The 19182-nt window shown below is 60.7% G+C and carries 22 protein-coding genes and 2 tRNA genes; 13 read left to right on the plus strand and 11 right to left on the minus strand.

Translation table 11 applies throughout. The annotated features are described in order from the left end of the window. The first annotated feature begins 20 nt into the window (after positions 1 to 20). Entirely contained in the window at positions 21 to 458 is a 438-nt protein-coding gene (locus B7L68_RS02055; RefSeq protein ID WP_081246028.1) for a hypothetical protein, read from the plus strand. Here the strand turns inward: B7L68_RS02055 and B7L68_RS02060 are convergent. Further along, positions 417 to 1025, minus strand: coding sequence for a metallophosphoesterase family protein (locus tag B7L68_RS02060; protein WP_081246029.1), 609 nt, complete (start codon positions 1023 to 1025; stop codon positions 417 to 419). The genes B7L68_RS02055 and B7L68_RS02060 overlap by 42 nt on opposite strands. A 64-nt stretch (positions 1026 to 1089) precedes the next feature. Here B7L68_RS02060 and B7L68_RS02065 point away from each other — a divergent pair, with 64 nt between their 5' ends. Further along, entirely contained in the window at positions 1090 to 2412 is a 1323-nt protein-coding gene (locus B7L68_RS02065) for a cyclic 2,3-diphosphoglycerate synthase (protein ID WP_081246030.1), read from the plus strand. Here B7L68_RS02065 and B7L68_RS02070 read toward each other — a convergent pair. After that, the gene (locus B7L68_RS02070) at positions 2399 to 3058 is read right to left on the minus strand and encodes a B3/4 domain-containing protein (protein WP_193432456.1); all 660 of its coding nucleotides are present in this window, start codon (positions 3056 to 3058) and stop codon (positions 2399 to 2401) included. The two genes, B7L68_RS02065 and B7L68_RS02070, sit on opposite strands and share 14 nt — an antisense overlap. 140 nt (positions 3059 to 3198) lie before the next feature. Here B7L68_RS02070 and B7L68_RS02075 point away from each other — a divergent pair, with 140 nt between their 5' ends. Continuing rightward, a complete protein-coding gene (locus B7L68_RS02075; protein WP_081246031.1) occupies positions 3199 to 3525 on the plus strand; it encodes a hypothetical protein in 327 nt (108 codons plus the stop codon). Then, the gene (locus B7L68_RS02080; protein WP_081246032.1) at positions 3507 to 3878 is read left to right on the plus strand and encodes a hypothetical protein; all 372 of its coding nucleotides are present in this window, start codon (positions 3507 to 3509) and stop codon (positions 3876 to 3878) included. Before B7L68_RS02075 ends, B7L68_RS02080 begins: the two co-directional genes overlap by 19 nt. A 10-nt stretch (positions 3879 to 3888) precedes the next feature. On the opposite strand, the gene ahcY is transcribed toward B7L68_RS02080, so the two are convergent. The 4 genes from ahcY to truD form a co-directional block, all read right to left on the minus strand. Further along, entirely contained in the window at positions 3889 to 5199 is a 1311-nt protein-coding gene (gene ahcY / locus B7L68_RS02085) for an adenosylhomocysteinase (protein WP_081246033.1), read from the minus strand. Positions 5200 to 5206: 7 nt separating this feature from the next. Continuing rightward, positions 5207 to 5641, minus strand: a complete 435-nt coding sequence (locus B7L68_RS02090; RefSeq protein ID WP_081246034.1) for a 50S ribosomal protein L14 — start codon at positions 5639 to 5641, stop codon at positions 5207 to 5209. A gap of 97 nt (positions 5642 to 5738) precedes the next feature. Further along, positions 5739 to 6539: a DUF362 domain-containing protein gene (locus tag B7L68_RS02095; RefSeq protein WP_081246035.1), complete on the minus strand. Its 801-nt coding sequence runs from the start codon at positions 6537 to 6539 to the stop codon at positions 5739 to 5741. Between the two features lie 30 nt (positions 6540 to 6569). Beyond that, positions 6570 to 7805: a tRNA pseudouridine(13) synthase TruD gene (truD, locus tag B7L68_RS02100; protein WP_081246036.1), complete on the minus strand. Its 1236-nt coding sequence runs from the start codon at positions 7803 to 7805 to the stop codon at positions 6570 to 6572. A 45-nt stretch (positions 7806 to 7850) separates the two neighbouring features. Between truD and B7L68_RS02105 the strand changes: the two genes are divergently transcribed. Genes B7L68_RS02105 through B7L68_RS02115 form a run of 3 tightly spaced genes read left to right on the plus strand, consistent with a single transcriptional unit; the run spans position 7851 to position 11034 of the window. Beyond that, the gene (locus tag B7L68_RS02105; RefSeq protein WP_081246037.1) at positions 7851 to 8687 is read left to right on the plus strand and encodes a TIM barrel protein; all 837 of its coding nucleotides are present in this window, start codon (positions 7851 to 7853) and stop codon (positions 8685 to 8687) included. Next, positions 8684 to 10555, plus strand: coding sequence for a ribosome rescue protein RqcH (rqcH, locus tag B7L68_RS02110; protein ID WP_081246038.1), 1872 nt, complete (start codon positions 8684 to 8686; stop codon positions 10553 to 10555). Before B7L68_RS02105 ends, rqcH begins: the two co-directional genes overlap by 4 nt. A gap of 50 nt (positions 10556 to 10605) precedes the next feature. Next, positions 10606 to 11034 carry a Mut7-C RNAse domain-containing protein gene (locus B7L68_RS02115; RefSeq protein WP_238136278.1) on the plus strand — a complete coding sequence of 143 codons (429 nt, stop codon included), beginning with the start codon at positions 10606 to 10608 and terminating at the stop codon, positions 11032 to 11034. A 93-nt stretch (positions 11035 to 11127) separates the two neighbouring features. Here the strand turns inward: B7L68_RS02115 and B7L68_RS02120 are convergent. After that, positions 11128 to 11240 (minus strand) — tRNA-Ser (locus B7L68_RS02120). A 77-nt stretch (positions 11241 to 11317) separates the two neighbouring features. Between B7L68_RS02120 and B7L68_RS02125 the strand changes: the two genes are divergently transcribed. From B7L68_RS02125 to B7L68_RS02135, 3 genes are all read left to right on the plus strand, one after another. Next, positions 11318 to 11444 (plus strand) — tRNA-Leu (locus B7L68_RS02125). Between the two features lie 322 nt (positions 11445 to 11766). Next, positions 11767 to 12498, plus strand: a complete 732-nt coding sequence (locus B7L68_RS02130; RefSeq protein WP_081246040.1) for an NAD(+)/NADH kinase — start codon at positions 11767 to 11769, stop codon at positions 12496 to 12498. Beyond that, positions 12495 to 12830 carry a PIN domain-containing protein gene (locus B7L68_RS02135; RefSeq protein WP_081246041.1) on the plus strand — a complete coding sequence of 112 codons (336 nt, stop codon included), beginning with the start codon at positions 12495 to 12497 and terminating at the stop codon, positions 12828 to 12830. Before B7L68_RS02130 ends, B7L68_RS02135 begins: the two co-directional genes overlap by 4 nt. Here the strand turns inward: B7L68_RS02135 and B7L68_RS02140 are convergent. Both B7L68_RS02140 and B7L68_RS02145 read right to left on the minus strand, forming a co-directional pair. Then, positions 12823 to 13518, minus strand: coding sequence for a phosphatidate cytidylyltransferase (locus B7L68_RS02140; RefSeq protein ID WP_081246042.1), 696 nt, complete (start codon positions 13516 to 13518; stop codon positions 12823 to 12825). The genes B7L68_RS02135 and B7L68_RS02140 overlap by 8 nt on opposite strands. Positions 13519 to 13551: 33 nt before the next feature. Further along, a complete protein-coding gene (locus B7L68_RS02145) occupies positions 13552 to 13992 on the minus strand; it encodes a DUF371 domain-containing protein (protein ID WP_081246043.1) in 441 nt (146 codons plus the stop codon). Between the two features lie 44 nt (positions 13993 to 14036). Between B7L68_RS02145 and B7L68_RS02150 the strand changes: the two genes are divergently transcribed. Then, positions 14037 to 15155, plus strand: coding sequence for a tyrosine--tRNA ligase (locus B7L68_RS02150; protein WP_081246044.1), 1119 nt, complete (start codon positions 14037 to 14039; stop codon positions 15153 to 15155). 51 nt (positions 15156 to 15206) lie between these two features. Further along, positions 15207 to 15608 carry a class I SAM-dependent methyltransferase gene (locus B7L68_RS02155; protein WP_101957999.1) on the plus strand — a complete coding sequence of 134 codons (402 nt, stop codon included), beginning with the start codon at positions 15207 to 15209 and terminating at the stop codon, positions 15606 to 15608. Here B7L68_RS02155 and B7L68_RS02160 read toward each other — a convergent pair. Beyond that, positions 15605 to 16459, minus strand: a complete 855-nt coding sequence (locus B7L68_RS02160) for an MBL fold metallo-hydrolase (protein WP_081246046.1) — start codon at positions 16457 to 16459, stop codon at positions 15605 to 15607. The two genes, B7L68_RS02155 and B7L68_RS02160, sit on opposite strands and share 4 nt — an antisense overlap. A gap of 19 nt (positions 16460 to 16478) precedes the next feature. Continuing rightward, a complete protein-coding gene (gene rsmA / locus B7L68_RS02165) occupies positions 16479 to 17174 on the minus strand; it encodes a 16S rRNA (adenine(1518)-N(6)/adenine(1519)-N(6))-dimethyltransferase RsmA (protein WP_081246047.1) in 696 nt (231 codons plus the stop codon). Positions 17175 to 17315: 141 nt separating this feature from the next. Here rsmA and gatE point away from each other — a divergent pair, with 141 nt between their 5' ends. Next, positions 17316 to 19148 (plus strand): Glu-tRNA(Gln) amidotransferase subunit GatE, encoded by a 1833-nt coding sequence (gatE, locus tag B7L68_RS02170; RefSeq protein ID WP_081246048.1) that lies wholly within the window; start codon positions 17316 to 17318, stop codon positions 19146 to 19148. The last annotated feature ends 34 nt before the right edge of the window (positions 19149 to 19182 follow it).

The following is a 19182-nucleotide window of genomic DNA, read 5'->3' on the forward strand; positions in this document are numbered from 1 at the left end:
CCCCCGTTATTTACGCGGACATGGACTACGGGCTGTTGGCCATAACCATAAGGAACGGGCCTAGGCGCGTGTCGATAATCCCGCCGCCCCCCAGCGAGGCCGAGCGGTGGGTGGGCCTGGGCTTGGCAATAGCCAGATGGGGGTATACCGTCCGGATACTGAATCTCCCCACCTGCAGGGAGTCCACCTTGGAGAAGGCCCTGGCGGGCGTCGAGGGCGTGCCGATCTATCTCAGATATTCCCACGCCTTGGCCTACGTGGGCAGAGGGGCTCTGCTGGAGCCCGAGGAGCTGACGCTTGATGGGTTCAGACGGGAGGCGGAGGCCAACTCGAGATATCTCCTGGACTGGAGGCGCTGTCTGGAGCTCAGGCGGAGGACGGGCGACGTGGACGTCCTGGGCGCGCTGCCGGACGCCCTAGAGGGGCTTAGGATCTGGCTCGCAGAGAGGCTTGGCTGAGGGCATTTCGTACACGGCGCCTCTAGCCCTCCTGATTCCGTAGACCTTCCACGAGCCCGGGTTCAATATGCGTTCGTCGATGTTTAGATAGGGCACGTGGCTGTGGCCGTAGATAAGCCAGACGTCTCTGGGGAGGCCCAGCTTCTTCTTGGCCAATCTGCCGACGGTCCCAGGCCTTATGCGGTCTATCACGTAGGCGAGGAAGCCGTCGCCGATCGCCATATCGCCGTGCGCTATGACCATGCGCTCGCCTCTGTAGGTAAGACTTATGGGGCAGTTGCAGGCCAGCACCTCTACCCCGTCTAGGGTATCGACGTAGTGGCCGACGAGGGGGTCGTGGGACGACGAGCTCAGAGACGCCAGCAACATCTTGGGCCTAACCGGTAGGACCGCCAACAGGCGTCTGAACAGCTGGGCGGCTTCCTTCCTCTCCACGCGGCGGTGTTCATCCTCGAAGAGATCCCCCGCTATGGCCAATACGTCAGTCTGGGCGCCGGAGAGACATCTCCTGAGCTCTCCTATCAAGGAGCTCCGCGAGCCTATATGTATATCCGACAACACCAGCATGGCGCCGCCTCTCTCGCCTATTTTTAATACTACAATCTATATAAACTCTTGATATATATATACTATGCGAAGGGTCGCGATAGTGGGGGCCGCCGGGAGGGACTTCCACGTGTTCAACACGTTCTTTAGGAACAACGGCGAGTACGAGGTCGTGGCGTTCTTAATGACCCAGATACCTATACCGGGCCGACGATATCCGGGCGAGCTCGCCGGCGATCTCTATCCCAACGGAATCCCCATATACACGTGGAGCGACTACAACAGCCTCTCCGAGCTGGTGCGGAGCCTCCGCGTGGACGAGGTGGTGCTGGCTTACAGCGATCTGCTGTACGACGATGTGGGCCACATAATGTCGTCGGTCCTAGGCGCCGGCGCGTCGTTCAGGATATTGGGGCCCAACGATACGTACCTCAACTCGATCAAGCCTGTTTTGGCAGTTCTGGCGACTAGAACCGGCGCAGGTAAATCCACGGTCAGCCGGGCTCTGGCCGGAGAGATAGCCGCCAGAGGGATTAAGGTGGTCGCTGTGAGGCACCCCATGCCCTACAGAGACCTCGTAGCCAGCGCGGTCGAGCTGTACAGAACTCGGGAGGACCTGGCCAAGATAACCTTCGAGGAGCGGGAGGAGTACGAGCAGTATGTGGATATGGGCATCCCCGTGCTCGCCGGCGTGGACTACGGAAGGGTCTTGAACAGGGCGGAGGAGCTAGGCGACGTCATCCTATGGGACGGGGGAAACAACGACTTCCCGTTCTTCAGGCCTAACTTCGCGGTGGTGGTCGCCGACGCCAGGAGGCCGGGCCACGAGGTGGGGTCGTTCCCCGGCGAGGTCAATCTACGCATTGCCGACATCGTCATAATCACCAAGGTGAGCGACGCCGGGCCGGATAGGGTCAAGGCCGTGGAGGACAACGTAAGGCGCAACAACCGAAGAGCCGCCATCGCAAAGGCCGACCTAGAGGTCTCAATAGAGAGGCCAGATGCGGTCAACGGCAGGCGCGCCCTAGTCGTCGAGGACGCGCCTACCGTCACCCACGGAGGTCTGCCCTACGGAGCCGGATACATAGCCGCGCAGAAATACGGAGCTCGGATAGTCGATCCCAGGCCCTTCGCCGTGGGCTCCATAAGGGAGCTCTACGCCAAGTACGGCCATATGGGTCCTGTGCTGCCCAGCCTGGGATATACCGACAGGCAGAAGAGGGACCTCGAGGAGACCATCGCCAGAGCCGATGTCGACGTAGTTATTATCGGGACGCCGGCGAGAATAGAAGAAGTTATAAAAATAACGAAACCTGTCGTAAGAGTTAAATGGGATTTAAAAATACTTGATGGGCCTTCTATAAAAGAAATTGTAGATATGTTTCTTGAGAAAATTAACCAATTTTAATATCGCCTGCCTTTCCTCCTAATAATTTTTCATAGGATTCTGAAATAAATCTGCTGCATTCTATAAGCATGTCATCATATATTTCTTTTAATCCAGCAACTATTATTAATATATTTTTTGTATTTTCATCGACCTTAGTGAGCTCGCTGTCCCTATAGGGGTAGACGTGCAAGACCGTATCGCCGGCGGCGAGTATTATCTGTCCGCTTACCTGGACCGGCTTGCCTCCTATCGGCCTAAAGAGCTCGCCCCTAGACCATCTGAGCTCCAGCGAGTTGCTACCTATTTTGTCTATGTCGTAAAGCCCCACCGGGAGAAGCCACTTTATCGATGCTATGTTCCCTATATCTACCGCCGGGTTTATCCTCGGCAGAGGCTCTCCGCGGAGCACTCTGCGCAATAACGCCTCCTGCGCCGGGCGCTGTTTGGTTGGATCTATTCCTATAATCTTCCAATAGAAATCTCTATATATTCTTATAATTTTATTATCTTTTAATTCATCAATTTTATATTTATTTCTAACTTCATTCTCGACGGACTTTATAAGATCGTCCAGTTCCCTAGGCCTTATCGCGTTGTCTATCCCCCATACGGTTTGATACGCTATCTTGACGCCAGCGTCAGATACCAGGTTTTTGATGTCCATAGGGGGATCGGCGATGGGGTTTATTTTCAGTGCGGCGATAGACGGCCATCGAAGGCCCCAGAAGTTTCTCATCACTTTCAAGGACGTCCGCCGAATGTTCCTTAATTATTTCGCTTATATTTTCGAGGCCCTTGCCTCCTGTGGAGGCTAGAGCGCGGCTCTTCACGCAACTTCACAAACTCGCCGGTTTGTCGCCGGCTGAGCGGTTGAGGATAATTGCCTTGATATATCTAGAGTCGGGGGTGGATGCGGCGAGGGAGGCCGCGCGGCTTGCCAACATACCAGCGACATCGGTGGACCGTAAAGGCCGATGGACCCTAGTAGAAGGTGCAGAGCTGGTGGAGGAGTTGGAAGAAGGTGTGGAGGAGCGCGTAGAGCCGCTGGAGGAACCTACGGAGATAATAGAGGAGGAGTACGTAGGTAAGGCGGCCCTCAGAAGGATGGCGCCATGGAGCTGGAGCTCATAGCGTATAAATACGGTAAATATCTAGGCGGAATATATATAGATAGAGTTATCGATGCGCTACATAGAGATAGCGCCCACGAGGCCGTCAAGAGAATTCTGGGGATAGACCAAGTTGACGCTGGAGACGACCGGTCAGCCGAATGTCTCAGGGCCAGGGCGTTTCTCGAATACTACAGGTCCGAGCTGGCGAGGTTGAGGGGCCTCTACGGGGAGCTACGCTCAGGCGGCGTATCGCCCTCGGACCTAGCCGCGCTCGCTAGGAGAATCCGCGAGGCGAGGCATCTCGCGAAGTTCTACAGGGATCTCTCGAGGGAGTGTTCGCCGCAGGTCAGTGACATCAACGGTCAGCGGTAGAATCCGCTCATCAAGTGCCCAGCTCCCAGCTGGATATATACTTTCTCTGTTCCTCCGTCAACTTATCTATCTCGACGCCCATGGCCTCGAGCTTGAGCCGCGCCACCTCTACGTCCAGCTCGTCGGGTAGCTTATATACGCCTATCTCCAATCTGTTTTTAGCCAGATACTCGACGGCGAGCGCTTGATTGGCAAACGACATGTCCATTACCTCGCTGGGGTGGCCCTCCGCCGCCACCAAGTTGGCGAGCCTCCCCTCGCCTACTAGGTACACCTTCCTGCCTGTAGGCAGCTCGTACTCGTCGAGATAAGGCCTTATGGTCCTCTTGGATCTGGCGATCCTCTCAAGGCCCTCCACGTCCACCTCCACGTTGAAATGGCCGGCGTTGGCCAGAATCGCGCCGTCCTTCATCTTCAAGATGTCGTCCAGATCTATCACGCGTATATCGCCGGTCGCCGTTATGAACACATCGCCGATCTCGGCAGCCTGCGACATGGGCATGACCTCAAAGCCGTCGAACAAGGCCTCGAGAGCCCTTATGGGGCTGATCTCCGTGACTATGACCCTCCGGGCCCCCAGCCCCTTGGCCCTCGCGGCTATCCCCCTCCCGACCCAGCCGTAGCCCGCCACGACGACGACCTTCCCCGCTATCAGCGCATTGGTAGCCCTCATTATGCCGTCCCAGGTCGACTGGCCCGTGCCGTACCGGTTGTCGAATAGATATTTGGTGTACGATTCGTTGACGGCTATTATCGGGTACAACAATTTCCCCTCCCTATGTAGAGCCCTCAGCCTAATCACCCCCGTTGTGGTCTCCTCCGTGCCTCCCCTTATCCTCCCCGCGATCTTGGCGAGATCGGCCCCCTCAGCCGTCTCGGCCACATAGTCGAGAGTCCTATCGGCCAGCCCATGGGCCAGCTTGTGCAGAGACGTCGTTAGGTCGGCTCCATCGTCCATGGTCAAATCGGGGCTGTGGGATATGGCGAAACCTATCGCGTTGTAGTACTCGCGCTCGTTCATGCCCCTCCAGGCGTAGACGCCTATCCCCTCCTCGGCGAGGGCGGCCGCCACCTCGTCTTGAGTCGAGAGGGGGTTCGAGGGTATCAAGACCACCTTGGCGCCTCCGGCCGCCAGAGTTCTCGCCAACACCGCCGTCTCCTTGGTCACGTGGAGAGATGCGGCTATGGTCAATCCAGCCAGCGGCTTCTCGCGCTCGAATCTGGAGCGTATTTTCATCAAAACGGGCATGTTCCGCTCGGCCCAGTAGATCTGGTGCCTACCTCTAGGCGCCAGAGCTAAGTCCCTGACTTTATGCTCCATCGCCGGGCTAGACGACTATGCTGGCGAGATTGGCTATGCTGGGCCACCGAAGCGTCGCCTCCATCGCCACAGGTCCCCTTATCTCTGTACCCTTTGGATCGCCTTCAGGCGTTATCAGAACTACCGCGTTGTCCTCAAAGGCCACCCAGGTCCCGTCGGGCCTTCTGAAGGGCCTCCTCTGCCTCACGACTATCGCCCTGAAGACCTGCCTTCTCAGCTCCGGCTTGCCCTCCTTAACTACGACGACGACCATATCACCGACGCCCGCCCCCTTGACCCTTCTGTGGGTGCCCTTGGCTATATGGCCCACCAAGCCTATGACCTTAACCAGCTTGGCGCCGGAATTATCGGCGACGGGGACCTCGCTGTTGAGAAAGAGGCCCGGCGTGACGTGGAATCGATAACCGGCGCCTACCTGTCTCTTTCCGCCCCTCTTGGCCATGGGAGGGCCGATCCGAGAGTTTTTAATTTATTTCAGTGAGACGTGCGGTGATGCGACGCGTTGGTGTCTGAACGGTGATATACGACGGACGGGCTGACTAGAGCTGGCGCTTCCAGCTGAGCTGAATACCCACGTTAGAGGACAGCTTTATCTTGGTCTTATTGCCTACCAACATGCTCGGCATATCCACCGCGGGCTCCCTCCCGCCGAAGTAGAAATATAGATAGCCCAGATCGAGGGGCTGTACGCCTAGGCTCCACGACGTGGCGTAGTCGACCTCGCCGCAGTTGTCGCCATATATCGTCAAGCCCCAATACCTCTGAAACCCCTTGACGGGCCCGTCTCCCTCCACCACGAACTTGCCATCTATCACGCAGACGAAGTTCCTCTCCAACCTGTAGATATCAGCTATATACTTATAGAGAGGCCTAAAGCCCTCGTAGAGGTTCTGCGAGTCCTTGGGATCTATCGCGTTGAGCGCCGCGGTGGGCATGCTGAGGTAAAGAATCACTTGGGAGTGGCTGACGGGCATCGCCAACGCTATCTTCATCAAGGACTCGTCGAAGACTTGAGGCAGCGCCTTGACTTGCACCTTGCGCCCAGTCGGCGAGGCGAGCTCCACCTTCTCCTTGGCATTTCCCTGAACTTGTATTATTTTTGCCTTGTATTTACTTGCAAGCTTTTCTAGTCCTAATATCTTTACTGCTTTCTCAAAATAGCTTTTAGACATGGAGAAAGTTATAGATACGTCGCGCCCCTGCAACCTCTCCAGAATCGCCTCTATCATCTCCGGGCGGGGGTTGGAGGGGGCCGGGATATAGCTGTGGACCGCCAGCAATATCAACGCGTCTTTCCTCTCTATCTCGGGAGACGCGTCTGGCCCCAGGGCAGCTATCACGAGAAACCCAGAATCCCCACTAATATATTTTCAAAAGCCGTGGCGGTATGGAAGCTCCGGCTTGACGATCTCCCTCAGCACCGCCGTGGCGTAGCTCCCCCTAGGCATGTCGAAGGAGAGCTTGGCCGCGCCGCCCGAGAGATCCACGAGGATCCAGGCCGGAGACGCGAAGGCGCGTCTGTACGAGCCGACGGCCCCCACCCTGGCCAGCGCGAAGTCCCTCAGCTCGAGGCCCTCCTCGCCCAATATCCTCCTCAGGTAGTCCCTCGCCCTGCTCTCGGGCACTACAAGCCCCAGGCCCGGCACCGGCAGAACCGGCTGACCGCCGCCGACTCTCGACGCGGGGACTGGATAGCCCGCCTCGAGGACCAGGTCGTCCTCAGCGACTCCCAGAGGGCCGTCGGCGAGCCTGAGGCTCAATATTCTGTTGAAGAGATACGCTTGGTACGCCTCAACGAATATCTTGAGAATATTATAGGGCACAGCCATTACGGCGTTCCACAGGTTCTCGCCTGAGGCAAGCGCCTTGAGCAGGCGTCTCTCCTCCAACAGAGATTTGGGCATCCTGGACAGCGCAGCCGAGTAGTCGCCTCTACACGCCAGCTCGCGCGCCTCTCTGGCGGCGGGCGACTCCGCCTCGAAGGTTCTACAGAACATGACGCGGAGGAACTCGTCGGGATCCCTACGCACCAAGGCCCTCCCCAGCAGATGCGAGACGGGCCTAACCGTGCCGAACCTCTGATAGACGTAGTAGTTGGGCAGAGGGACCGCCTTCAAGGCCTCCAGGGCCTCCGCGGCGCATTCGATATCTACGTCGCGTATGACCAAGGTGAATCTGTTGCCGACTATTCTCGACGGCGATATGGGGGAATCGGCGTACCACGCGGCTCTGTACTCTACGCCGGGAATTTTCGGCAGATCCTCCGGCCTTACCCCAAAGAGGGATATTATCTGGGACGCCACAGCCCTCGCGTCCTTGATTCCGCCTATGCCTATGTCGCCTCTCCTCAGCCCTAGGGATCTCCTCAAGGTCTCCACGAGCTTTAAGGTATCGACGCCGCGTTTGACCACATGCACCCACAGCCAGGGCCCCGGCCTCTCCTCAATCCCGCCGAAGCCCGACACGGAGACCACCAGGCCCCCCTCCAGGACCTCTTCAACTATGAAGTCCTCCGGCGTCCTCTTTATAGCGCCGCCGCAGGGACGCGTGTCCGTGACGTACCACTCCAAGCCCAGAGATTCGTCGAACTGCGGCGCCTTTTTCATCGGTCTCGATACGGCAGTATTTAAAATGGAGATGTAGAAGCTCCAGTGGCCAGAGTCTGGCTGGGGCCCGCCGGCATTCCGAAATACGTGAGGAAGGCTAGGGACACCGTCGAGGGCATTAGAGCCGTCAAGGAGCTGGGCCTCAACGCCATGGAGGTCGAGTTCGTCCAAGGCGTCAGGATGAGCGCCGAGGCCGCCAGCAGGGCCGGCGAGGCCGCGAGGGAGCTTGGCGTGAAGCTCTCGGTGCACGCCCCCTACTTCATAAACCTATGTTCCGAAGAGGCCGAGAAGGCCGAGGCCTCCATGAAGCGGCTGTGGGACTCGATCGACAGAGCGCACAGGATGGGCGCTTGGATAGTCGTGGTCCACGCCGCCTATTACGGCGGGCTGGGGCCCGACAGGTGCTACGAAGCCGTCAAGGAGCGGCTGGGGGGGCTTGCCGACAGGATGTCTGAAGAGGGCATAGACGACGTGGTCATAGGCGTCGAGATAACTGCGAGGAATAACCAGTTCGGCAACGTCGAGGAGGCCTTCGGGCTCGCCAAGGAGCTCAAGAGGGTTAAGCCGGTGGTGGACTGGGGCCATCTCTTCGCCAGAAACGGCGGAGCCGTGGACTACGGAGGCGTGTTGGACCTCTGGCGCACGACCTTCGGGGATGAGCACATGCATACCCACTTCACCTCAGTCAAGTACAGAAACGGCAGATATGTCGACGAGCACGAGCCGATATCCGCCAACATGCCCCCGTTCGAGCCGCTCGCCGAGGAGCTCGGCAAGAGGGATATGGCGATAACGCTGATATGCGAGTCGCCGTTGTTGGACCAAGACGCCGTCTTGATGAAGGAAATCCTTGAAAAACACGGCGTAGAGCTCGCCCGGTGAAGACCTCGCTGACGGTCATAGATCTATACGCGTCGGCGAGGGAGATCGCGGGCTTGGTGGGGAGGCGCGTAGAGAATATATATACAGTATCCTCTGGATATCTATTTAAGTTCTCCGGGGGCGTGTATTTAATAATTAACGAGGCGCGGGCCTCGCTCACTGGGATGATCGGCGAGCGCGACTCCAGAGGGGCCGAGACCTTGAGGGGGCTCATACGCGACGAGAAGCTCACCGACGTCCACCTGCCGAGGTTCGACAAGGTGCTCGTCCTCAGATTCGGCGGCGTTGAGCTGATAGCGGAGCTCCTGAAGCCCTTCAACTTGATAGCCGTGAGGGACGGGAGGGTGGTCTGGCTGTACCGCCGCTATAGGGGCAAGGACCGCGAGGTCAAGGCCGGCGCGCCCTACACGCCTCCGCCGATGCCCTACGTAGATCCTCTGGCTAAAGCCGAGGAGGCCGTGGAGGTCTTGAGGAGGGCGCACGACGTCAAGAGGGCGCTGTCGAGGGAGCTCGGCCTAGGCCCCGAGGTCGCTGAGGAGGTCTACGCCAGATCTTCAGGCGATGCCGAGAACGCCTTGAGGGCGCTTCGGGATCTCGTCGAGGAGGTCTCGAGAGGTCAGCTGAGGCCCACGGTATACATAGCCGGCGGCGTCCCCGTCACCGCGGCGCCTGTTAAGTATATCTCGATCAAGGCGGACCTTGAGGAGGAATACGACGCGTTCTGGAAAGCCTTAGATAGATATTTCGCCGATGTCGAGCTCAGGAAGGCCGTGGAGCTCAAGACGGCGGGGCTCAGGGCCAAGAGGGCCAAGCTGGAGCAATCCATAGCCAAGCTGAGGAGCGAGATGCAGGAGTACAGGAGAAGAAGCGAGGAGCTCTATTCGCTGGCCAAGACGTTGCTCTCGCTTAAGTACGAGCTGGAGGAGGCGGTTCAAATGGTGCTCCGCAACGAGGCAAGGGAGCCAAGTATACGTATATTAGACGTAAACAGGGCCAACAGAGAAATAACCGCGGAGTATTCAGGCCAGCGCTTCAAGCTGAGGCTCGATAGGCCGGTGGGCAGACAGATAGAGGACATGTTCGAGGAGGCTAAGGACTACGCTAGGAGGGCCGCCAAGGCCGAGGAGGTCCTCAAGAGGCTGGAGGAGGAGCTGGCACAAGTCGAGGGGGAACACGCCGAGGCCGAGAGGGAGGTGATGGAGCGCATGAGGAGGGCGGCCGAGCGGGCGTGGTTCGAGAAGTTCAGGTGGTTCCTGGCCCTCGGCCGGGTGCCCGCCATAGGGGGGAGAGACGCCTCGCAGAACGAGGCGGCTGTTCGCCGATACCTGAAGGAGGACTATCTGTTTTTCCACGCAGACGTGCCGGGGGCCTCGGCCGTAGTGGCCAAGCCGACTCAAGACGAGGCGGCCCTTCTCGAGCTGGCCCAGTTCGCGGCCTCCTACAGCAGGGCCTGGAGGGCGGGGATCCACGCCGTTGATGTGTTCTACGTATCTGGGAGACAGGTCAGCAAGCAACCGCCGTCGGGGGAATATCTGGCGAGAGGTAGCTTCATGATATACGGCTCCAAGAACTACATACGGCACGTGAGGCTGGAGCTGGCGGTGGGGGTTAGGGACGACGGAGGCGTGAGGCGCGTGGTCGCGGCGCCGCCTAAGTCGATAGCGGCTCTGGCGGAGAGGTACGTGGTGATCACGCCGGGCTCCGGCGAGAAGAGCAGAGTCGCCAAGGAGATCGCGAGGAGATGGAAGGCGGAGCAGCTGGTCGACGATCTAATTGCGGCGTTGCCCGGGCCGTCGGCCATCGGCGAATGGGGCTCGGGCCAGCCCATCGGCTGGGACGAGATAAAGGCCGCGTTCTCCACGTGGTGACCTGTCTCCGCAAAGGCGGGGCAGCTCCCAGTTGCGTCGCCGTAGATGCCATGCTCGGCTGGCTCGCCAGATGGTTGAGGATAATCGGCGTCGACGCCAGGTACGGGGATCGGCCCGACGACGAGCTCGCCGAGACCCCCTGCCTTTTGGTCACCAGAGATAGGGAGCTCTTCAGAAGGCGCAGAGGACCCGCCGTGTTGCTGCTCACGGAAGACCACGTCGCCTGGATATCTGCGTTGATACGCGCGCTAGGCGTAGAGCCGTTCAGGAGGACCCGATGCCCCAAGTGCAACGCCGAGCTCGTAGAGATCCCCTGCGCCGAGGCCGAGAGGAGAGTCGGCCATCCCGTGCGCTCCCCGAGATGTTGGGCCTGCCCCAACTGCGGCTCTATATACTGGGAAGGCTCGCACTGGCGCGGCATCAAGAAAGTGGTCGACGAGGCGCTCAGGAAGCCCGTGGACTGCCCGGAGACCTACTAGCGACGGATATGCCCGAAGAGGCCCAGCCGCCGACAACGCCCTCGGCTGGGGACCCCCGCGGGAAGATTGGACGGACGACGACTATAGAGCCCATGGCGCCGGGGGTGGGATTTCTGGGCGGCTCGGCCTGAACCCACGCCCCCTTGCGGGGACGGACTCTCTGGCCTACTCCAGGCCCGCGCCTTGGGCCGCTCGGCCACCCCGGCTGTTACCTCCAGCCCAGCGGTATTTAATTTTTGCCCCGGCGGGAAAAACTTTTATGCGCATGCGGTATGGACTATCGGCGGGGGTGCCCGAGCCAGGTCAAAGGGGCAGGATGGGGGCAGAAAGCCCCCAGGCCAGGCTCAAGACCCTGTGGCGTAGGCCTACGTGGGTTCAGGCGACGCCGCCTCCGAATCCCACCCCCCGCATCCACCGGCTCTTTCCGGTTTCTGTCTAGTCCAACCGGATGTAGCCAATTCCGTATGTCGGCTGTGCGGCGTGTCGGCTCCATAGCCGGCTAAGTTCGGCGCGCTCGATCCGATATCGGCTTGGCCGTCTCCGTTCGCGCCTCTGTTTCCCGGCCGTTGGCCGAAGGCGCCGACCTCCAGCGGCTTTCTGCACGGAATCGTCGATTTCACGCGGCGCGAGACGCTCTGTGCTAACGACATCGGCTTCGAGGAAACGGCAAGGCGAGCCCACAAGCCGGGAGAATGCCGAGACTTTGTTATTATTAAGCTTGTCTAGTCTTCCGTGATAGCTGTCGTCTACCGCGGCGATTTGGCCGACATAGCTAAAAGGCTGAGGTCGTTGCTGGGCGCCTTGGAGCTGGACTGTTCGGCGGATCGGCCCGACTTGACTGTAGTCGTGGGGGGCGACGGCACGCTCCTGGAGGCCATCCACAAGCATCCCTGCGTGCTGGACTCCCTGGTCGTCCACATAGGGGGTGGGCGTATAAACTTCTATAGAACTACGCGGATCGGCGAGATGGCCCTCGAGGAGATCGCGAGGAGGGTCCTCGCGAGGGATATGAACGTGGTGGAGTTGCCGACGATAGACGCAGGCGGTTGCACCGCTGTTAACGAGGTGGTGATCCGCAACGTCGACTATAGGAAGCTGTTGTCCTTCAGGATCACGGGCGCCGCGCCGATAATAAGCGGCCGCGCCGACGGCGTCATAGTCTCCACGCCCCAAGGGTCGCCCGGCTACGCCGTGTCGGCATGGGGCCCCGTGGTGGACTACAGGCTGGAGGCCTTCGTCATATCCTTCATAGTTCCCTACACCCTCTACCTAAGGCCGCTGGTGGTGCCGCAGGAACCCCTCGAGATATCGACGGCCCAGGAGGCCGAGCTGACCTGCGACGGCTACGGCGGGCTTCGCGGCAGATCGTTCTCTATACGTAGAGGCGCGAGGCGGCTGAGGCTGGCCGTCTTCGGCGAGTACGACTACTACGACAGAGTGCTTTCCAGGCTCTTGTCGCCATGAGCTGTTACGTCCTGGACGCCAGCGCTTTTTTCCACGGGCGGGATATGAGGGCCTTTCAAGGCCGTCTCCTGACGACCAGGCAGATCCTCGAGGAGCTTAGGGACCCCCGGGCGCAAGTCGCGCTGGAGATCCTCGGCGTGGAGATCGTCGACGTCGACGAGAGGAGGATAGAGGAGCTGGCCAAGAAGGCGTCCGGCCTCAGCGGGGCCGACCTCTCGGCATTGGCGCTTGCCCTCGAGACGGGCTGCGTCCTTCTGACCGACGACGCGGCGTTGGCCAAGGCGGCTAGGAGATTCGGCGTCAAGGCCAAGGGCTTCTATTTCGTCAGATAGGCGTCCGCCATACGTGCAACATCATGTAGGCCGCGGCGGCCGCCGCCAGAGGTATGGCCAGATTGTCCTCTACGCCGTAGGCCTCGGCCACAGCCACAAATGCGGTTATCACCAGCGAGGTCAGAGGCCCGTAGCCCGCCGCGATGAATACGGCCAGGGTGGGCACGGCGCCGCCGAGCATCCCCTCAACCGTGGCGTCGACGGCCGGCAGCCTATGTCTGCCTAGAGCGGATCCGACCAGCGCCGAGAAGCTGTCGTAGACTGCGAGGCCCACCACGGCCGGCAGAAGCCCCACCGGGCCGAAGATGTCGTAGGATATGAGGACGCCCACAGCCCCCATCAAGAGGCCCAGATAGCCGCCGCGTTTCTCGTAGTCCCTCTCGGCGGCCTCTATGGCCCTCTCTATGGAGCCCAACAAGGCGTCGTACTGCACCTTCAGATCCGCCCGCCCCACGGGCACCAATTTATCCAAGCTCGCGAAGACGTCCTCCAGGCTCTTGAAGACGTCCCGCCTTAGGTCGAGGAGTATCTGCGGCCGTTTGACCTGTATAGAGTATAGAAAGCCGGCGGCTAGGGCCAGGGCGGCGTAGTACACCGCCGGCTCGATCCTGGCGAAGAGGGGGACGGCCAAGAGGACGGCGCCAGCTACATGGAACGACTTCCTCACCAAAAGCCCCCTGATGTCCATACTGCTGGACTATCCGGCGGCTTTTAAATCGTATTACGTCGGGCCGTCGGGCCTCACCTCGACCTCGACCCTGACCACCACCCCGTCCCTCAGCCTCGACACGAGACCTCTGGGCAGATCGGCCGCCGCCCCGTCCGCCCCCACCGCCAGAGTTGAGTCGTCCACGTGGCCGCTCCTCCTGACGACAAGCCTGTAGGGGCTTGTGGGCACGGCCAGCGGAGTCCTCCCCGTGATTGCGTACCCCATCCCTCCGGCCTCCACGACGATTCTTACGGTCCCCGGTCTCATCAAGGCCTCCAGCAGATCTCCGGCCAGCTCGGGCCCCGCCTTGTCGGCGCAGCAGGCGATTATACAGTCGCCTCTCCGCGTGACGTAGGGGTCTTTAGTTATTTCGAGCGTCCGCCGATTGCTGGCAGAGATATTGGGATGGCCTCTCGCTATTATGACGTCCTTGACGGGGCGCCGCTGCGCCATCGCGTCTGCGAACAAATACAAAAATATGGCTTCCTACCACGGCCATGGACGTAGAGGAGAGGCTGAGGCTGATAACCAGATACCCAGCCGAGGAGGTGCTCACCTTGGACGAGCTCAGAGGCCTCCTGGAGTCGGGGTACAGGCTTAACCACTATATAGGCTTCGAGATATCGGGCTATATCCATATAGGCACGGGCCTCGTCAGCATGGCCAAGGTGGCGGATCTGCAGAGGGCCGGCGTGAGGCCCACCATATTCCTGGCGGATATCCATTCCTGGCTCAACAACAAGCTTGGGGGCGATTTGGATCTGATCAGACGCGTGGCCGCATCTTACTACACGGCGGCCTTCAGGAAGATAATCGAGGCCATGGGGGGAGATCCCGACGGGGTTAGGTTCGTCCTCGGCTCGGAGCTCTACCACAATAACGACGAGTATTGGTTTCTCCTCATGGATATAGTGAGGAATCTGACCCTCTCCGATGTGCGCCACAGCTTGACCATACTGGGCAGGAAGATGGGCGAATCCATACCGCTCGCCTACTTGGTATATCCGCCGTTGCAAGTAGCCGACGTCTTCGCGCTGGGCGCCCATATACCGCACGGCGGCATCGACCAGAGGAGGGCGCACATCCTCGCCAGGGAGGTCGCGCTTAAGGTGAAGTTCTACCCTCTGACGGTGGACGGCAGGAGGATAAAGCCGGTGGCCCTCCACCACAAGCTCCTGCCCGCCCTCAACATATCCGAGAGGCCTAAGAGCAGGGAGGAGCTCAGCGAGATGAAGATGTCGAAGAGCATCCCGCAGAGCGCCATATTCGTCCACGACGGCCCCGACGAGATACGGCAGAAGATCTCCAAGGCCTACTGCCCGCCCAGAGATACCGAGTACAACCCCGTCCTGGAGATACTTAGGATCTCGGCGTTTAGGGAGGAGAGGAAGGAGCCCTTCGTGCTGGAGAGGCCGGCTAAATACGGCGGGCCTCTGGAGTTCCTCAGCTACGAGGAGCTGGAGAGGGCCTACGCGGCCGGCCAAATACACCCCGCCGACCTGAAGAACGCGGCGGCGGAGGCCTTAATAAGGGCCCTGGAGCCGGTGCGCGCCTTCTTCCAGGGACCTGGGGCAAAGACGCTGCAGGAGATGAAGGACCTAGTAATCACAAGGTGACTGCGGCCGCCCGGCTCGCCGCCACAAAAACTTCAAAACCCCCGATATTACGTGGAGCGCCTAGCGGAATATTACGACAAGCTGGCCGACGTATACGACGAGCTCTACGGGCAGGAGCAGACGGTAAAGTACCTAAAGGCGCTGGCCTACGTGAGCGGGTCTAGGATCGTCGACGTGGGCTGCGGCACCGGTATAGGAGTAGGGCTTCTGTCGCCTCGATACGTCCTGTGCGTGGACATATCGCTGGGCATGTTGAGGAAGGCGGCGGCCAGAGGTCTCGACGTAGATCTTCTGGCGGCTGACGCCTATCTGTTGCCCCTCAGGCGGAGGAGCTTCGACACGGCCCTCGCGATAACGGTGTTCGAGCGGCTGGAGGACTCGCGGGTTCTGGCCGACTTCGCCGAGGTGGTCGTGGCCGAGACGCTCGGCCGTTGGCTGGTGTCGAGGGGCTAGAGCTTGACGAAGATCCAGTCGCCGTCCTCAGGCACCACGGCGTATCTATACGCCGCTGCGAGGGCCCTATGGCGTCCCAGGTCGTCGTATCTGGCGCTTATGTGCGTCAACACCAGCAGCCGCGCCCCCAGGGCTTTCGCGGCCTCCACCGCGTCGAGGACGGTCGAGTGGCCCTCCTCGTGGGCCTTGGCGGGATCCACGTCATCGGCGAACGTGGCCTCGTGTATCAACACGTCGGTCCAGCCCACCGCCGCCAGGGCCTTGGGGCAGGGCCCCGTGTCGCCTGTGTAGAAAAGCCTCCTCCACCTGTTGTGGCCGGGCTCCGCCACGTCCTCCGGCCTCACGAGCCTTCCCCCTATCTCCACTGGCTCGCCCTTGATGAGCTTGGTCAGAGCTTGTCTGGGGAACCCCGCGACCTTGGAAAGATCCAGCTTGAACCCGACGTCCCACTCGAAGAGCCAGCCGCAGGTCTCGACGGTGTGGCAGACCTCCACGCACCTAACGCTCATGTGTCTGTCCGAGATCGACGTCGAGCTGTCGACGCCGCCCTTGGCCAACGCAGCCGCCAGCCTCGGCGGAGCCAAAACCCTCAGAGCCTTCCCGGCCATCTTGGCGGTGCTCAACAGGCCCGGCAGCCCCAGGACGTGGTCCTCATGTCCATGGGTAATGGCCACGTAGTTCAGCGACGCCGGCGAGATGCCGTTGGCCATCAACGCGTACTGCACGCCCTCGCCTGCGTCGAGAAGCACGCGATGCCCCTCCCAATCCTCTAGATATATCCCCGGCATCCTCCTATCGGACCTGGGGACGGCCCCTCCCGTGCCGAGGAAAACCAGCTTGAGAAGAGGCACGGCACCGCGGCGCGGGAAATTAAAAAGCCTTCCTCGAGCTGTAGAGTTGCGCTATCTCCTCCGGGGATAGCTGATAGACTCGCCTCTCGGAATCCGCCAGCTTCAGCCGCCGCAACGTCTTCCGCCGGGCGGAGAAGAGCCATGCCGTAAACCGCTGGAAGCCCTCGAAGTCGTCCACACAGGGGCTCCTGGGCGTGAGGCGGACCACCGCCGAGTATACCCTCGGCGGCGGCTCGAAGGCCCGGGGCGGCACGACCCGGAGCACCTCCACCTGGTAGCGGCATTGGATCGCCACGGTGAGGCGGCCGTAGTTCTCGTCGCCGGGCCTCGCGGCTAGGCGCTCGGCGACTTCCCTCTGCACGGTCACAACCGCCGGTAGCTCGCTCTCGGCGAGCCTCAAGAGGAGGGGGGAGGTGATGGAGTAGGGGACGTTGGAGACGAAGAAGTCCGCCTTGGGCCATTCCAGCTCCAGCGCGTCGCCCTCGATGACCACCACGTTGGGCGGAGCCGTCCGCCTCAGCGCATCTGCGAGGGCCGGATCCACCTCTATGGCGTACACCACTCTAGACTTCTGGGCGAGGGGGATGGTGAGGATCCCCCTGCCGGGCCCTACCTCGATCACGTCCAGGCCGCCGGGCACGAGGCCCGCTATGTATTCCGCGATCGACACGTCCCTCAGAAAGTGCTGGCCGAGCCTCTTCCTCCTGCTGCGCACACACGTCGATCTATGGAGCTATTTTAGCTCTGTCCTATTCCGGAGACCGCCGGCCTTGGATATATTTCGTAAAGCGGCTCAACGGCCTCCGCGGACGCGGCTCGGCATCGGCGTTTTTATATATAGTCTTTGCAGGGGACTGTGGACTACAGAGCGTTGGGCCTCAAGACTGGCTTGGAGATTCACATACAGCTAAACACCAGCAGGAAGCTCTTCTGCGGATGCCCGCCGGTTCTGCGCGACGACGAGCCGCACTTCAGAGTGTCCAGAAGGCTCTACGTAGCCCTCAGCGAGCTTGGGTCCGTGGATCCGGCGGCCGTCTGGGAGGTTAGGAAGAGGCGCGTCTTCGTCTACGAGGGGTACCGCGACACGACGTGCCTGGTCGAGCTGGACGAAGAACCGCCGCATCTGCCAGACGAGGAGGCCCTCGCGGCCGCCGTGGCGGTGGCCAAGATGTTCAACGCCAAGCTCTACGACGAGATCTACGTGATGAGGAAGACGGTGGTCGACGGCTCCAACACCTCGGGCTTCCAGCGCACCATGCTGGTGGCGCACGACGGCCGGACGAAGGTGTTGGGATACGAAATCGCCGTGGATACGATAGCCCTGGAGGAGGACGCGGCGAGGAAGATGAAGGAGGAGGGCAAGTACGTCTACTACAGGCTGGACAGGCTGGGCATACCGCTCGTGGAGATATCGACATCGCCCATGGAGTACGAGCCGCAGCAGATCGAGGAGGTGGCGTGGATAATAGGGTACAGCGTCAAGGTGACGGGCAGGGCGAAGAGGGGCCTCGGGACCGTGAGGCAAGACGTCAACGTCTCCATAGCGGGAGGCGCCAAGACCGAGATCAAGGGCGTACCCAAGCTGGAGCTGATACCCAAGGTCGTGGAGTACGAGGTATTGAGGCAGCTGAACCTCCTCAGGATAAGGGATGAACTAAGAAACAGAGGCGCGCAGCCGCCCGAGGGCGGCCACCTAGACGTCACGGACGTCTTTAGAGACACCAAGTCCAAGGTCTTGAGGAGGGTCCTCGACGCGGGGGGAGTCGTCTACGCGGTGAAGGCGCCCGGCTTCCAGAAGCTGCTCGGCTTCGAGGTCCAGCCCGGCCGCCGCCTCGGGACGGAGCTGGCCGACTACGTGAGGGCTTGGACCGAGCTGGGCGGCTTGATGCATTCGGACGAGCTTCCGGGCTACGGGATAACCTCCGACGAGGTTAGGGCCGTGGAGCAGAGGCTGGGGACAAACTCCTTTATACTCCTCTCGGGGTTGGACCCCAGGGAGGTGGCCGAGGCCGTGGACGTGGTGGCGCAGAGGCTGAGGCAGGCCTTCGAGGGGGTCCCCGAGGAGACCAGAGCGGCGAATCCCGACGGCACGACGAGGTTCATGAGGCCGAGGCCCGGCGCGGCGAGGATGTACCCCGAGACGGACCTCCCGCCCGTCAGAATAACCATAGAGATAGAGAAGAAAGCCGAGGAGATAGCGTCGCGGAGCCTGGAGGCCGAGATCGAGAAGATCGCGTCGCTCGGCGTGAACAAGGACATGGCCCTGAGGCTCGTCAAATCGCCGTGGCTTGACTACTTCGACGACTTCGTACATAAATACAAGCGCGTGCCGCCGACCCAGATAGCCAGCCTCTTGCTGAATACGGCCAGGGCCCTGGCCAGGGAGGGCGTCGACGTCACGCCCGAGAAGATAGAGTCCGTGCTCGCCGAGCTGGACAGAGGGACCATAACCAAGGAGGCCGTGGAGGAAATCCTGAGGTCGTTGAAGGAGGGCGAGAGCGCCCTGGACGCGGCGAAGCGCCTAGGCCTCGTGAAGATGCCGTACGAGGAGGTCAAGAGGGTGGTAGAGGGGTTGGTCAAGGAGGTCGGCCCGGACAAGGCGTTGAGGGAGGCCATGAGGAGGTACAGAGGGAGGATAGATTCGGGGGACGTCGCGAGGGCGCTGAAGGAGATAGCAGGTGGAAACTGACGCCCCTCCCGCCTCGGAGGCGGCTCCCGCCCCA

This window comes from Thermoproteus sp. CP80 (assembly GCF_002077075.2).
GTDB lineage: Archaea > Thermoproteota > Thermoprotei > Thermoproteales > Thermoproteaceae > Thermoproteus.